The sequence below is a fragment of the Amycolatopsis acididurans genome (genome assembly GCF_012328925.1).
GTDB lineage: Bacteria > Actinomycetota > Actinomycetes > Mycobacteriales > Pseudonocardiaceae > Amycolatopsis_E > Amycolatopsis_E acididurans.
This window is the reverse complement of sequence record NZ_JAAXLS010000014.1, coordinates 109,770-122,613: the sequence shown is the minus strand read 5'-3', so window position 1 is coordinate 122,613 and position 12,844 is coordinate 109,770. Positions and strand designations below refer to the sequence as shown.

Below are 12,844 nucleotides of genomic sequence, written 5' to 3'. Positions count from 1 at the left end.
GGTGTCCCGCATTGGCACTGGGCGAGGGGTGGATTTCTGATGACGAGCACCGTGACGCGGCCGGGTGCGCCGGGCGGTCCCGGCGTCCAGCCTCCCGTGCCGCTGTCACCTCCACCACAGGAGCCCAGCCGCAGTGGCCTGGCCGGCCTGCTCGACCTGCCGGTCGCGGCCTTCCGTGGAGTGCTGCGCTCGGTGCGCACCAGCCCGGGCAGGCTGACCGCGATCGGTGTCGGGCTGGTCGTGCTGGCACTGGTCACCGGCGTCGTCGGCACCATCGCCGTGCAGGGCAAAAAGGACACGATCAACGACCTGATCGACCGGCGCGAACCGCTGACCGCGGCCTCGCAGGAGGTCTACCGCTCACTGTCCGACGCCGACGCGACCTCGGCCAACGCTTTCCTGGTCATCGGCACCGAACCGCCCGAACTGCGCTCCCGCTACGACGTGAACATCGCGCGGGCGGGCGCGGCGCTGGCGAAGGCGGCGTCGGACTCCGAGGGAGTCGCGGACGCGGCGGTCAAGGTGGACATCATCGCGCGCAACCTGCCCGTCTACACGGGCCTGATCGAGCGCGCGCGGAGCAACAACCGGCAGGGCTTCCCGGTCGGCGCTTCCTACCTGCGCGAGGCGTCGAACCTGATGCGCTCGACGATCCTGCCCGCGGCCTCGGACCTCTATCACATCGACACCGACCGGCTCTCCGCCGAACAGGACGACGCGTCCGGCTTCCCGTGGTTCACCACGATTCTGGTGCTCGGGCTGCTCGGTTCGCTGATCGCGACACAGATCTATCTGACACGCCGCACCAACCGCCTGCTCAACGTCGGCCTCGTCGTCGCCACCGGCTCGACCGTGCTGATCCTGCTGTGGGGCGTGGTCGCGCTGACCGTGCAGAGCCTGCTCGTCGGCACCGGCGACGACGACGGCAGCCACCCGGTGGACGTGCTGGTGCGGGCGCGCAGCGCGGCGGTGCAGGCGCGCGCGGACGAGATGATGACGCTCGTGGCCCGCGGCGACGGCTCCGCGTACGAGACCAACTTCCAGCAGCTCGCACCGATCTTCACCGGCCTGCTCAACGAGGCGCGCGGCCTGCTCGACGGCGCGGCGGGCGCGCAGATCGACGCCGCACAACTGAACGCGAACGCGTGGCTGGCCACGCACAAGGACATCCGCGCGATGGACGACGGTGGCGCGTACGGCGACGCGGTCAAGAAGGCCGTGGACACCGCACTGGCCGACGGGTCCGCGGCGACGTTCGGCAAGCTCGACGAGGCGCTGGTCAACGCCATCAACATCGGGCGGCAGAGCTTTCTCGACGACACCCGCGACGCCGACCGCGCGCTCATCCTGCTGGCACCGGGGGTCGCGGTGCTGGCCGTGGTCGCCGCCGGCGGCGTCACCATCGGCATCCGCGACCGCCTGAGGGAGTACCGGTGAGAAGTTCTGTCCGGAAACGTCTGGCCGTTCTGGTCGCGGGCGTGGGACTGCTCGTCGCGGGCTGCGGCAGTGCGGGTACGCCCGTCGACCCGGCGCCGGTGGGCAGTGTCCAGGCGCCGCAGCCCGCCAACGTCGGCGGCATGGAGGGCGCCGGTGGCGGCGGCCAGGCCGGCAACTGCGACACCCGCAGTCTCGCGCCCAATCCGGCGATCCCGTCCGGTTCGACCATGGCCAAGATCAAGCAGCGCGGGCGGCTGATCGCCGGGGTCGACCAGACCACCTACCTGTTCGGCTTCCTCAACCCCTCCACCGGCAATCTCGAAGGCTTCGACATCGAGATCGTCAAACAACTCGCCACCGTGTTGTTCGGCAGCTGGCAGGGCCACGTGCAGTGGACGGCCATCCCGTCGTCGCAGCGCGAGAACGTGCTGAAGAACAACACCGTCGACGTCGTGGTGCGCACCTACAGCATCACGTGCGCGCGCCTGAAGGACATCAACTTCTCCTCCACCTACTACCAGGCGGGCCAGCGCGTGCTCGTGCCGAGGAACTCCGGCATCAAGGACATGGCCGGTCTCGGCGCGAAGAAGGTGTGCGCCACCAAGTCCTCCACCTCGCTCACCGCGATCGCGCAGGCCCCGTCGCGGCCCATCCCGGTTTCGGTGAACAACTGGTCGGACTGTCTCGTGATGTTGCAGCAGGGCCAGGTCGACGCGATCTCCACCGACGACGTGATCCTCGCCGGAATGGCCAAACAGGACCCGAACCTCGAGGTCGTGGGCGACCGGTTCACGCAGGAGAACTACGGCGTGGGCATCCCCAAGGGGCAGGACGACATGGTCCGGTGGGTCAACTCGGTGCTGGACAACGTGCGCTCCAACGGCACCTGGCAGCAGAACTACAACACCTGGATCGCGCCCGTGCTCGGCCCGGCCGCGCCGCCGAGCGTTTCGTACCAGTGAGGGTTTGAGGAATGACCGAAGAGCCAGGCCGGCCGAGGCACGCCGCGCCGGAACACGAGCCCATCTCGGGCCGGCTGGACGAATCGCCCGTCGAGCGCACCCAGTACATCGCCCCGGTGCGACCCCAGCAGCCACCCGTCCAGACCCCGCCGCCGGTTCCGCCCGCGATGCCGGCCGAACCGCAGGCGACCAGCGTGCTGGCCGCGGCGCCGCCGACCCAGAGCATCATGCCGCCGGCGCCGGTCGCCCAGCCGGACGGCAACGTCGAACTTCCCGACCCCGGCACGGAAAGCGTGCTGCCCGAGAGCACCAGCGGGCGGCAAACCGGTTCGGGCAGCGGCCCAGGCACCGGTCCCGGCACGGGATCCGGCGCTTTCCCCGGCACGTCGCGGCGCACCGGCCGGCGCACCTCGCGCCGCGGCCGTCTCGGTGCCGGTCTGGTCGAGGTGCCGCCGGTGCCCTACCGCGATCCGGCGTCGGCGGTGCTGACCAATCCGGTTGTCTCGGAAGAGAAGCGCTACTGCGGCAACTGCTCGGCGAAGGTCGGCCGCGGCGACGCCGGGCCCGAGGGCACCTGCGAGAAATGCGGGACGGCCTATTCCTTCCTGCCCAAACTCCAGCCGGGCGATCTCGTCGGCGGGCAGTACGAGGTGCTCGGCGCGCTGGCCTACGGCGGTCTCGGCTGGATCTACCTCGCGCAGGACCACAACGTCAACGACCGCTGGGTCGTCCTCAAAGGACTGATCGACACGGGCGATCCCACGGCGACGGCGGCCGCGGTCAACGAGACCAGGTTCCTGGCCGAGGTCGAGCACCCGAACATCGTCAAGATCTACAACTTCGTCCAGCACCCGGACCCGACGACCGGGCATTCGGTCGGCTACATCGTGATGGAGTACGTCGGCGGCCAGTCGCTGCGGCAACTCGCGCTGCAGCACTACCGCGAGGCGGGCAGGCCGGAGCCGCTGCCGATCGGCCAGGTCATCGCGTACGGGCTGGAGATCCTGCCCGCGCTGGGCTATCTGCACAGCCAGAACCTGCTCTACTGCGATCTCAAGCCGGACAACGTGATCCAGACGCACGAGCAGCTCAAGCTCATCGACATGGGCGCCGTGCGGCGAATGGACGACTACTCCAGCCCGCTGTTCTTCACCACCGGTTACAGCGCGCCGGAACTGGCCAAGCAGGGCGCTTCGGTGGCGTCGGACCTCTACACCGTCGGCCGCACGCTGGCCGTGCTGAGCTTCGAGTTCAACGGCTACACCACCAAGTACAAGGACTCGCTGCCGAGCGCGGACGAGGTGCCGCTGTTCAAGCTGTTCGGCTCCTACCACCGGTTCCTCAAGCGTGCCACGCATCCCGATGCCGACCGACGGTTCATCGCGGCCGAGGACATGGCCGACCAGCTGGCCGGGGTGCTGCGCGAAATCATGGCGCTGGGTACCGGAAAACCGCGTCCCGGTGCGTCCACCGTGTTCGGTCCGGAGACCAACAGCTTCGGCGTGGACATCGTGGTGCCCGAACCGGGCGGGCCGGTTCCGCTGCCCGCCGGGACGGATGTGGTGGGTGGTCTGCCGATCCCGCAGGTCGACACGAGCGACCCCGCGGCCGGTGTGCTCGCGACGACCACGGCGCTGGACCCGCAGGGTGCGATCGACGCGCTCGCCGGTGCGCCGCGGCAGTCCATCGAGGTGCGGCTGCGGATCGTCCGCGCGCGCATCGAGCTGGGTGAGCTGGCGGAGGCGCAGCGGCAGCTGCAAGCGGCGCAGTACCTCGCGATCAGGGCCGGTTACCCGCACGACTGGCGGATCGACTGGCACCGCGGCCTGATCGAGCTGGCAGGCGGGCGGCAGCGGGTCGCGCAGATGGCGTTCGAAGCCGTGTACGACGACCTGCCCGGCGAGATCGCGCCGAAGCTCGCGCTCGCGGTGAGCGCCGAGGGCGTCGGCGACCATTTCGCCGCCTCGCGCCTGTACGAGCTGGTGTGGCGCACGGACCGGTCCTACGTCAGCGCCGCGTTCGGCCTGGCCAGGGTCTATCTCGCACAGGGCGCGCGGACGAGTGCGGTCGAGGTGCTGGAGTCGGTGCCGTCCTCGTCGACGCACTACGTGGCAGCGCAGGTCGCCGCGATCAAGATCAAGACGCGTGCGGTCGGCAACGGCTCGGTGTCCGAGGGCGATCTCGCGGACGCCGGGGTGCGGCTGGAACGGCTCAGCCTCGACGCGGAGCGGCGCACCCGGCTGTCCGCGGAGGTGCTGGAGGCGGCGTTCGGCTGGGTGCGCACGGCGCCCTCCGGCTACCAGACCCGGACGAAGGTGCTGGGTTGCGCGCTGGAGGAGCGGGACGTGCGGTTCGGGCTGGAGCGCTGCTACCGCGCACTGGCCCGCCTGGCGCACACCTCCGACGAGCGGATCGACCTGGTCGACCGCGCGAACGCCGTCCGCCCCCGCACGCTGACCTGACGGCCGGCGCGCAGGGCTCAGGGGTTGATGTCCCAGTCGCCTTCGTGGCTCCGGCGGAGCTTCTCCAGCGCGTCGGGGTGCCCGTGCTTGGTGAAGTGCTCGACGCCGACCTGCACGAACAGGCCGCGTGCCCGGAGCGCGAGCGGACCGTCCTCGCCGTCGAGGCGTCCCTCGGCGCTGGCGTAGATCTTGCGGCCGGCGACGCCGTCCACGATCGTGGCGATGAACAGCGTCGAGCCCACCGGCACCGGCCGCAGGAAGTCGGTCTCCAGCTTCCCGGTGACCGCGGGCCGGTGCAGCAGATTGCCGACGGCGGCGCCGAGCGCCTCGTCGAAGGCGCAGGCCAGCAGCCCGCCGTGAGCGAGCCCCGGCGCGCCCTGATGCGCCTCGGTGACCTTGAACTGCGAGAACACCCGCTGCTGCTCGCCGACGGTGGACTGGATGTGCAGTCCGCTCTCCACCTCGCCGCAGCCGAAGCACTCGACGTAGTGCATCGGCAGCTTCGTGCCAGGGCCTGGCGCGTCCGGATGGACCTCGACGGGGTCGGTCGCCACGGGCGGCCACGGGGTGGCCGGCCGGGATCTGGATGCCTCACTCACGAAAACAAACTTAACTCCGCGCGTGTATGAGACCCCCTCAGGGCTGTCTACGAAGAGACAAGAACCACGAGAAGCGCGAAAATTACTACCTAATGCGACGAAGCGACTAGGGTCGCAACCTTGATCGCTGGCACGGAACCGTAGAGGAGGAGGTCGGGGCGCATGGCAGAAGCGACTCAAGAAACGGAAATCGACCAGAGAACGGTCAAAAGGGCGGTCATCGCATCCGCGATGGGTAACGCGACCGAATGGTACGACTACGGTGTGTTCACCTCCGGTGCTATCGCGACGAGCATCGGCACGGTGTTCTTCCCCGGCGAGGGGAACGCGGTACTGAAGTCGTTGGCGCTGGTCGCGATCGGTTTCGTGGTACGGCCGTTCGGCGGAGCGTTCTTCGGTCCTTTGGGCGACAAGATCGGCCGCCAGAAGGTCCTGGCGATCACGATCCTGCTGATGTCGGGCTGCACCTTCCTCGTCGGCTGCATACCCACGTACGCGGCGATGGGCATCGGCGCGCCGGTACTCGTGTTGTTGCTGCGCCTTGTCCAGGGTTTCTCCACCGGCGGCGAGTACGGCGGTGCGGCGACGTTCATCGCCGAGTACGCACCGACGAAACGCCGTGGCTTCTTCGGCAGCTTCCTCGAAATGGGCACGCTGTTCGGTTATGTGCTGGGCAACGTAGTCGTGCTCGCTGTGACGCTGTCGTTCAGCTCGGCGCAGGTCGACTCGTGGGCGTGGCGGATCCCGTTCTTCGTCGCACTTCCGCTCGGCCTGATTGGTCTGTACCTGCGGTCGAAGCTCGAGGACACCCCCGAGTTCCGGCGCATGGAGAAGGCCGGTGAGAAGTCGGAGAAGGCGCCGCTGAAGGAGACGCTCACGCGGAACTGGCGGATGATCCTGAACCTGATCGGGATCGTGCTGCTGCTCAACATCGCGGACTACATGTTGCTGACCACGATGCCGACGTACTTCACGGATACGTTGAAGATCAACGACAACACGTCGACGGTGATCATCATCGGGGTCGAGATCGTGCAGATCGCGTTGATCGCGCCGCTCGGCGCGCTGTCCGACCGGATCGGCAGGAAACCGTTGCTGCTCACCGCGGCCATCGGCTATCTGGTGCTGAGTTACCCGTGCATCAAGCTGATGCAGAGCGGCAGCCTGGCGTTGCTGATCGTCGGTTTCGGCGTGGTGGCCCTGCTGCTGGTGCTGATGCTGGCGGTGATCGGCTCGACGTTCCCGGCGATGTTCCCGACGCGCGTGCGCTACGGCTCGTTCGCGATCGGTTACAACGTCTCGACGTCGCTGTTCGGCGGTACCTGCGGCGTGATCGTCACGGCGCTGGTCCAGGGCACCGGCAACGAGGACTGGCCGGCGTTCTACCTGATGATCGCGGCGGCGATCGCGATCGTGCCGATCCTCAGGATCCCGGAGACGTCCAAGGTGCCGATGTCCCGGATCGAGGAGCTGCACACCGCCCCGGCCGGGGTCGGTACCGCGGCCGGCTGAGCTGCGGGCAAAACGAAAGGACCGCGTCCTCGGCGAGGGCGCGGTCCTTTTTTGTGTCCACTACTCGGCGACCTCAGCGACGGCCTCGGGGCGAGGAGTGAAGCGACGCCGGGACCATGTCACCAGCGCCGCAGCAATACCAACCGCAAGGCCACCTTCCATGAGCAGCGTGGTGAACACCATGGGCTTCCTCCTCAGGATGATCGTCCGGCCGGAGCACGGCCGGTTGCGGGATTGTCCGGACCAAACGGCCCACGTATTTCATCGCCGCAGACCCTCCGTGTATTTCGTGCCAGGGGCGGCGTTGAGCGGTGATGTGCACCACGGCAAGATGGGCGCCCCGCACACGAGGAGACGGCGGCGACATGAGCGACAGAGAGGCACCCGACGTGGCCGAGGCCGCGCGGCTGCTCGACGACATGACCCAGCAGATCATCCCGGTCCCGCCTTTTCTGGACCAGGAAAAGGAAAAGAGGCCCGCCGAGGCCGCGCGGCCAACTGACTCGCGGCTCGACGGGCACGTGCTGTGAAGCCGGGGACGAACCCGCCCCCGGCTTCACGGCATCAGCTGTTCAACGCGGACATCCGGGTCCAGTCCGCCCAGGAATAGGTCCAGTCCGCGTAGTCACCGTCCTTCGCGGACAGTTGCTGCGTGCTGCCGGTGATCTCCACCGGGTCACCGGGAAGCACGCTGTCGTAGTAGATCTTCGCGTTCGCCGGCGAGAGGTTGAGGCAGCCGTGCGAGATGTTCTTCTTGCCCTGCGCCCAAACCGACGCCGCGAGGCCGTGGATGAACTCGCCGTTGTTGGAGATCCGCACCGCCCACGGGACGTTGACGTCGGTGTAGCCGTAGCGCGGATTGCTCATCGAGTAGGTCGCGTGCTTGGACATCACGACGTGGATCCCGCTGTGCGTGACGCGGCCCGGGTCGGAGTCGAGGCCGTAGCTGACCGGGTAGTCCGCGATCTGCTGGCCGTCGCGGATCACCTGCATCCGGTGCGTCGTGGTGTCGCCCTTGACGATCTGCGAGCGGCCGATCGTGAAGGAGGCGTCGACGTCCTGCCTGCCGTAGGTCCCGTCGCCCATCTTGACCCCGTAGATCGCGGCCGTGACGGTGACCTTCGTGTTCGGCTGGAAGTACTCCTTGGGGCGCCAGTGCACCTCGGTGTCGGACAGCCACGCCCACGAGCCCTCGGTCTTCGGCGTGGTCTCCACCGACAGCGCCCGTTCCGCGGCGGCCTTGTCGGTGACCTTGCTCGTGAAGGTCAGCGCGATCGGCATCGCGATGCCGTAGGTCTGGCCGTCACCGACGTTGAGGCTGCCGGAGACCTGCCGCTTCGGCGTGACGGTGCTGAACGAGCCGGACAGCGGAACCGGCTTGCCGTCGGTGCCGGTCGCCGAGCCGGTCCAGGTGTAGGTCTTGCCGTAGCCGAGCGGTTCGGTGGCCGACCAGGTGTGCTTGTCGGCGGACAGTTCGCCGGCGACCTGCTTGCCGTCGGCGTTGGTCAGCGCGATGGACTGGATCTCACCGCTGGCGACGGTCACCCGCACCGGTTCGCCAGGCGCGAAATCCTTGGTGCCCACGGCCGGCTGGACGGTGAACGACGCGGGCGCCGTGGCCTGCCCCGCCGAATCGCCGGCCGCGGGCGTCGGCCCGGCGGCGGCGGTGCTGGTGTCCGGACTACTGGTGCACGCGCTCAGCCCGAGCGCGGCGGCCACCCCGAGGCCGATCAGTGCTACCGGAAGCCGACGTCTGATCTTGAGTTTTCTCACCTGCGCTTGCCCCTTTTCCCCATTTGCCACCCAAGACGCACGACTTGCGCCGAACGTTGACACTCAGGTGTGTGACAGAGCTCACGTTTGGCGAAGCGGCCCGCGTGCTGACCAGCCTATCGGGTAGATCGTTGATCTTTCCGGTCAAGCGTTGGGACATTTTGGTGACATCTCGGATCGGTGGTTTTCAGGGGTTCAGATTTCGCGAGATCCCGGTACGCTGCCCACTAGGCCGTCGTTTTGCGTGTTAGTGGCTTCACACTCGCGGAACTTCTGACGCGGGCTCGGAGCCGCATACGCTCTTTGCTCATCTCGTTGGAACCGCCCGGGGCGGCCCGGGTGTCGCTGCGGTGGCCCCCGATTTTGATGTAACGAGGAGTAAAGCGGTGGCGCAAGGCACTGTGAAGTGGTTCAACGCCGAGAAGGGCTTCGGCTTCATCGCCCAAGATGGCGGCGAGGGCGACGTGTTCGTGCACTACTCGGAGATCGATGGGCGCGGGTTCCGCACCCTTGAAGAGAACCAGCGCGTCGAGTTCGAGGTTGGGCAGGGCCAGAAGGGCCCGCAGGCCCAGAAGGTGCGCGTCATCTGAGACGCTGCCTGCAACGAACGTCGCAAGCCCCCGGCGGGATCTCCCGCCGGGGGCTTGTTCGTTCGCGCTGTGTTTCTACTGGTTCCAGTCCTGGTTGAAGACGTGCTGGTCGGTGTCCGCGGCGCCGGTGTGGTCGGCGAACTGCCGTCGCTCCGACGAGGCGGCCTGGGCCTCCCAGGACAGGCGCTCCAGGATCCATTCCCTGGCCAGGGCCTGCGGGGAGGTGCCGCGCGCCTCGGCGAGGTCACGCAGCTGCGCGCTCGCGACGAGGTTCATCCGGAGCTGGTAGACCTGCGCTTCGCCGAAACGCTTTCCGGTACCGGTGCTCTCCGGTCCCGTTTCGGGTGCGAGGGCCTTGAGGTAGCTCGTGAGCTCGTGGTCCTCGGCAGGCTCCTCGACCTTTTCCGCGTTGCGATGACGCCCCGGGTTCACCGGCTTGAGGTTGGTCCGGGTGTTTCCCCGACGACCGAGTGATGGAAGAGGCACGCGGCCACCATAACGTTTAGATCTCGTAACCCGGCCAACTGTGACCCGCGACACACGGTCGTGCGGCGAAACTACTCCACCTGGCGGACAGTCTCACTCGCACGTCGTAGTCGGCCAGGCAACGCAGCGTAGTCCGCCCAGCTGACCGGACACGTGTCAGGACAGGTTGCCCAGGATGGCCTGGGATTCGATGAGGCCCTCGTCGCTGGGCGCCAGGTGCCGGCCGAACACGCGCTCGCGCTGCTTGGCGCGCAGCGTGTGGTGGGCGTCGGCCGGCTTGTCGTAGCCGTACCGGGCCCGTGCCTGGGCCGGGGTGAGGACCTCGTCCGACTGCGGCGGAATGCCGAGGGCGTAGGGCGCGACCACCGGCACCGCCGACGGGGCGAGCCGGCGAAGCACCGCGAGCTTGACCCGCGGATCGCGTTCGATCCTCGCGTAGCCGAACCTGAGGATCGGGCGCACGAGCAGGTCGACGAAGCGGGGCTGGTCGAAGCCGCTGAGGCGGCGCATCCAGCGCGGCATGGTGGCGATGCAGCCGGCGCGCAGGACCCGGTTCATCAGGCCGACGAGCGGCCGCGCGATCGGCGGGGTGGGCGGCAGGACGACCTTGGCGTTGAGCAGGTGGTCCATCATTCGCCGGGCGGCTTCGCTGACGGCCAGGCGGGGCCGCATCTTCTCGAAGTACTCCCGGACGCCCTCGCTGGTGCGCGGGACGTCGGCGGGGTCGCAGGTCTGGAACTCGGCCGCGATCGCGCACTCCTCCCAGTACCGGTTCTCCTCCTCCCGGGTCAGCCTGCCGCCGCCGTACATCTCGTAGGCGGTGAGCACCGAGTGCCAGCCGGTGAGCAGGATCCACAGCTGCGACCCCGGGTCGTTCGCGTCGTAGGGGCTGCCGCTGACCGGTTCGGTGCCGATCGCCTTGGAGTGCACCTTGACCAGCACGTCGGCGGCCTTGGACACCGACCGGCTGTCGGCGAAGGCGACCATGGCGAAGTAGCGGATCGTGCGGTCGTAGCGGGTGCGCGGGCGGTCGTAGTTCGCGCCGGTGGCGTCCACTGCGGCGATCAGGCCGGGGTCGAGTTCCTCGATCACGACCGCCCGCTGCAGCCCGGTGACGGCGCTGGACGCGCTGCCCCAGACCTTCCAGGTCACCGAGCCGGGGCCGAAGAAGCCGTAGTCCTGCATCGGAGCGATCTCGGTCTTTCGCTTGGTCATGGTCGTTCCCTTCAGGAGTTCATCTCGTAGGCGCCGTCCAGCGCGACGGCCTGCTGCCAGACCCGTTCGAACGCCGCGTCGTCGGTGACCGGTTTGCGCACCGCCGACACCGCCCACCGCTGCTGGGCCTCGGTGGACGAGCGCTTCCCGTGCAACTCGGTCGCGTAGCCGGAGAAGTCCCGGATCAGCACGTCGAACACCGCGCCCAGCACGTCGTCGTCCAGGCCGGTGATCTCGGCCTGTTCGAGGATCAGCTGCCCGTAGACGACGAGGGTGAACAGTTCGCCGAGAGTGAGCGTGAAGTCCATGTCGCCCGCCTGCGTGCCGTCCGGAGGAGCGGTTCGGAGCAGGTCGAGGAAGGCGTCGGCCTGCGCAGTGAACTGGGCGACGTTGGGAATGTCGGCTCGCCGGGCGTAGGTGGCCCGCCAGTCGTGGAAGCGGATCTTGCCCAGTCCGCGGGCCGGGCCTTGGCGGAACAGGAACTCGTCGTCGGCGGCCTCGGTGCGGGCGGGCACCGGCGGGTGGTCCTGCGGCTGGAAGAGATAGGCGGGCATGAACTTCAGGATCAGCGCGAGGTTGACCGCGACGGTGCCCTCCAGCTTGGGCAGCCCGGTGACGTCCTGCTTGGCCAGCGTCAGGAAGTTGTCCGCCTCGAACCCCTTGGCGGCGGCGATCTCACCGAGCAGCGTTATCACCCGCTCGGCCTCGGTGGTGACCTTCATCTTGGTGATCGGGTTGTAGAGCAGGTACCGGCGGTCGTCCGGGTTGGCGCTGCGGAAGTAGTCCACGGCCCGGTCGGAGAACAGCCGCATGCCGATCAGCCGGGCGTAGGCGTCGACGAACTGCCTGCGTACGTGCGGGAACGCGGTGACCGGGTTGCCGTAGAGGATCCGGTTGTGGGCGTGCGTGATCGCCTCGTAGAAGGCGTGGGTCGCCAGGCCGAGCCCGCCGAAGCACAGGTTGAACTTGCCGATGTTGACCGTGTTCAGCGCCGCGCTGAAGGCCTCCGCGCCGGTGTGCAGGATGTCCTCGGCGCGCACCGGGTAGTCCTCCAGGCGGAACTCGGCCACGTACATCTGTGCCGGCACCACGTTCTTCACCACGTGGTAGTTCGGGTGGGTGGCGTCGGCGTAGAAGAACACGTACTGGTCGGGGCCCTCGACGCCGTCGATGCGACCGAACACGGACACGGTCGTGGCGCAGTTGCCGTTGCCGATGTAGTACTTGCCGCCGGTCGCGGTGTAACCACCCGTGCCGTCGGAGGTGAGCACCATGTCCGAGGCGTAGATGTCGGCGCCGTGCTCCTTCTCGGACAGCCCGAACGCCGCGACGCCGCCCGCGTCCAGGGCCGCCGCGGCCCGCCGCCGCGCGCCGGCGTTCTCGCTCTGCCACACGGGGCCGAGGCCGAGCACGGTGACCTGCCACGGGTACCAGTAGTTCAGCCCGTAGAAGCCGAGGATCTCCGACATCGCCGCGATGCGCGCGGTGTCCCAGCGCTTGGCCGGGTGCCCGTCGCCGTCGCGCCCGGGAGTCAGGAAGGTCGCGAAGATGCCCTCCTTGGCCACGAACTCCAGGAAGTCGGCGTAGAAGACCTTGGCGTGGTAGTCCTCGATGAGCTTGCGCTTGCCACGCTGCTCGAACCAGTCGATCGTCGCGCGCAGCAGCCGCCGCGTCTCGCCGTCGAACCACTCCGGGTCGTACCGGTGTGGGTCCAGCAGCCGCGCGCGTGCGTCGCCCTGACCGTTCACGGAACCTCCAACGCCGTCAATTGCTACGTTCGCGTAGTAATATCCTACGGTAGAGTAGCT

Annotated in this window: 12 protein-coding genes; 6 read left to right on the top strand and 6 right to left on the bottom strand. The window is 68.3% G+C overall.

The genetic code is table 11. The features are described from left to right. The first annotated feature begins 39 nt into the window (after positions 1-39). Genes HFP15_RS21140 through HFP15_RS21130 form a run of 3 tightly spaced genes read left to right on the top strand, consistent with a single transcriptional unit; the run spans position 40 to position 4,861 of the window. Complete coding sequence (locus tag HFP15_RS21140; protein ID WP_168518270.1) at positions 40-1,437, top strand: GlnX family signal transduction membrane protein; 1,398 nt, start codon at positions 40-42, stop codon at positions 1,435-1,437. Further along, positions 1,434-2,399: a glutamate ABC transporter substrate-binding protein gene (locus HFP15_RS21135; protein WP_312871673.1), complete on the top strand. Its 966-nt coding sequence runs from the start codon at positions 1,434-1,436 to the stop codon at positions 2,397-2,399. Before HFP15_RS21140 ends, HFP15_RS21135 begins: the two co-directional genes overlap by 4 nt. Positions 2,400-2,410: 11 nt before the next feature. Then, positions 2,411-4,861, top strand: a complete 2,451-nt coding sequence (locus HFP15_RS21130; protein ID WP_168518268.1) for a serine/threonine-protein kinase — start codon at positions 2,411-2,413, stop codon at positions 4,859-4,861. Between the two features lie 17 nt (positions 4,862-4,878). Here HFP15_RS21130 and HFP15_RS21125 read toward each other — a convergent pair whose 3' ends face one another. Next, positions 4,879-5,355 (bottom strand): PaaI family thioesterase, encoded by a 477-nt coding sequence (locus tag HFP15_RS21125; protein ID WP_210717657.1) that lies wholly within the window; start codon positions 5,353-5,355, stop codon positions 4,879-4,881. A gap of 267 nt (positions 5,356-5,622) precedes the next feature. Between HFP15_RS21125 and HFP15_RS21120 the strand changes: the two genes are divergently transcribed. Then, positions 5,623-6,972: an MFS transporter gene (locus HFP15_RS21120; protein WP_246271890.1), complete on the top strand. Its 1,350-nt coding sequence runs from the start codon at positions 5,623-5,625 to the stop codon at positions 6,970-6,972. Positions 6,973-7,032: 60 nt separating this feature from the next. Here HFP15_RS21120 and HFP15_RS43515 read toward each other — a convergent pair whose 3' ends face one another. Next, entirely contained in the window at positions 7,033-7,155 is a 123-nt protein-coding gene (locus HFP15_RS43515) for a hypothetical protein (RefSeq protein WP_281355608.1), read from the bottom strand. 182 nt (positions 7,156-7,337) lie between these two features. Here HFP15_RS43515 and HFP15_RS21115 point away from each other — a divergent pair, with 182 nt between their 5' ends. Further along, the gene (locus HFP15_RS21115) at positions 7,338-7,502 is read left to right on the top strand and encodes a hypothetical protein (protein WP_168518062.1); all 165 of its coding nucleotides are present in this window, start codon (positions 7,338-7,340) and stop codon (positions 7,500-7,502) included. Between the two features lie 34 nt (positions 7,503-7,536). On the opposite strand, the gene HFP15_RS21110 is transcribed toward HFP15_RS21115, so the two are convergent. Beyond that, complete coding sequence (locus HFP15_RS21110) at positions 7,537-8,745, bottom strand: L,D-transpeptidase (RefSeq protein ID WP_312871672.1); 1,209 nt, start codon at positions 8,743-8,745, stop codon at positions 7,537-7,539. 386 nt (positions 8,746-9,131) lie between these two features. Here HFP15_RS21110 and HFP15_RS21105 point away from each other — a divergent pair, with 386 nt between their 5' ends. Further along, positions 9,132-9,335 (top strand): cold-shock protein, encoded by a 204-nt coding sequence (locus HFP15_RS21105; RefSeq protein WP_027941311.1) that lies wholly within the window; start codon positions 9,132-9,134, stop codon positions 9,333-9,335. A 75-nt stretch (positions 9,336-9,410) separates the two neighbouring features. Here the strand turns inward: HFP15_RS21105 and HFP15_RS21100 are convergent, their stop codons facing one another. The 3 genes from HFP15_RS21100 to HFP15_RS21090 form a co-directional block, all read right to left on the bottom strand. Next, positions 9,411-9,821 carry a hypothetical protein gene (locus tag HFP15_RS21100; RefSeq protein WP_168518266.1) on the bottom strand — a complete coding sequence of 137 codons (411 nt, stop codon included), beginning with the start codon at positions 9,819-9,821 and terminating at the stop codon, positions 9,411-9,413. A gap of 156 nt (positions 9,822-9,977) precedes the next feature. Then, a complete protein-coding gene (locus HFP15_RS21095; RefSeq protein ID WP_168518264.1) occupies positions 9,978-11,036 on the bottom strand; it encodes an oxygenase MpaB family protein in 1,059 nt (352 codons plus the stop codon). A gap of 11 nt (positions 11,037-11,047) precedes the next feature. Beyond that, positions 11,048-12,784 carry an acyl-CoA dehydrogenase family protein gene (locus HFP15_RS21090; RefSeq protein ID WP_168518262.1) on the bottom strand — a complete coding sequence of 579 codons (1,737 nt, stop codon included), beginning with the start codon at positions 12,782-12,784 and terminating at the stop codon, positions 11,048-11,050. Positions 12,785-12,844: the final 60 nt, after the last annotated feature.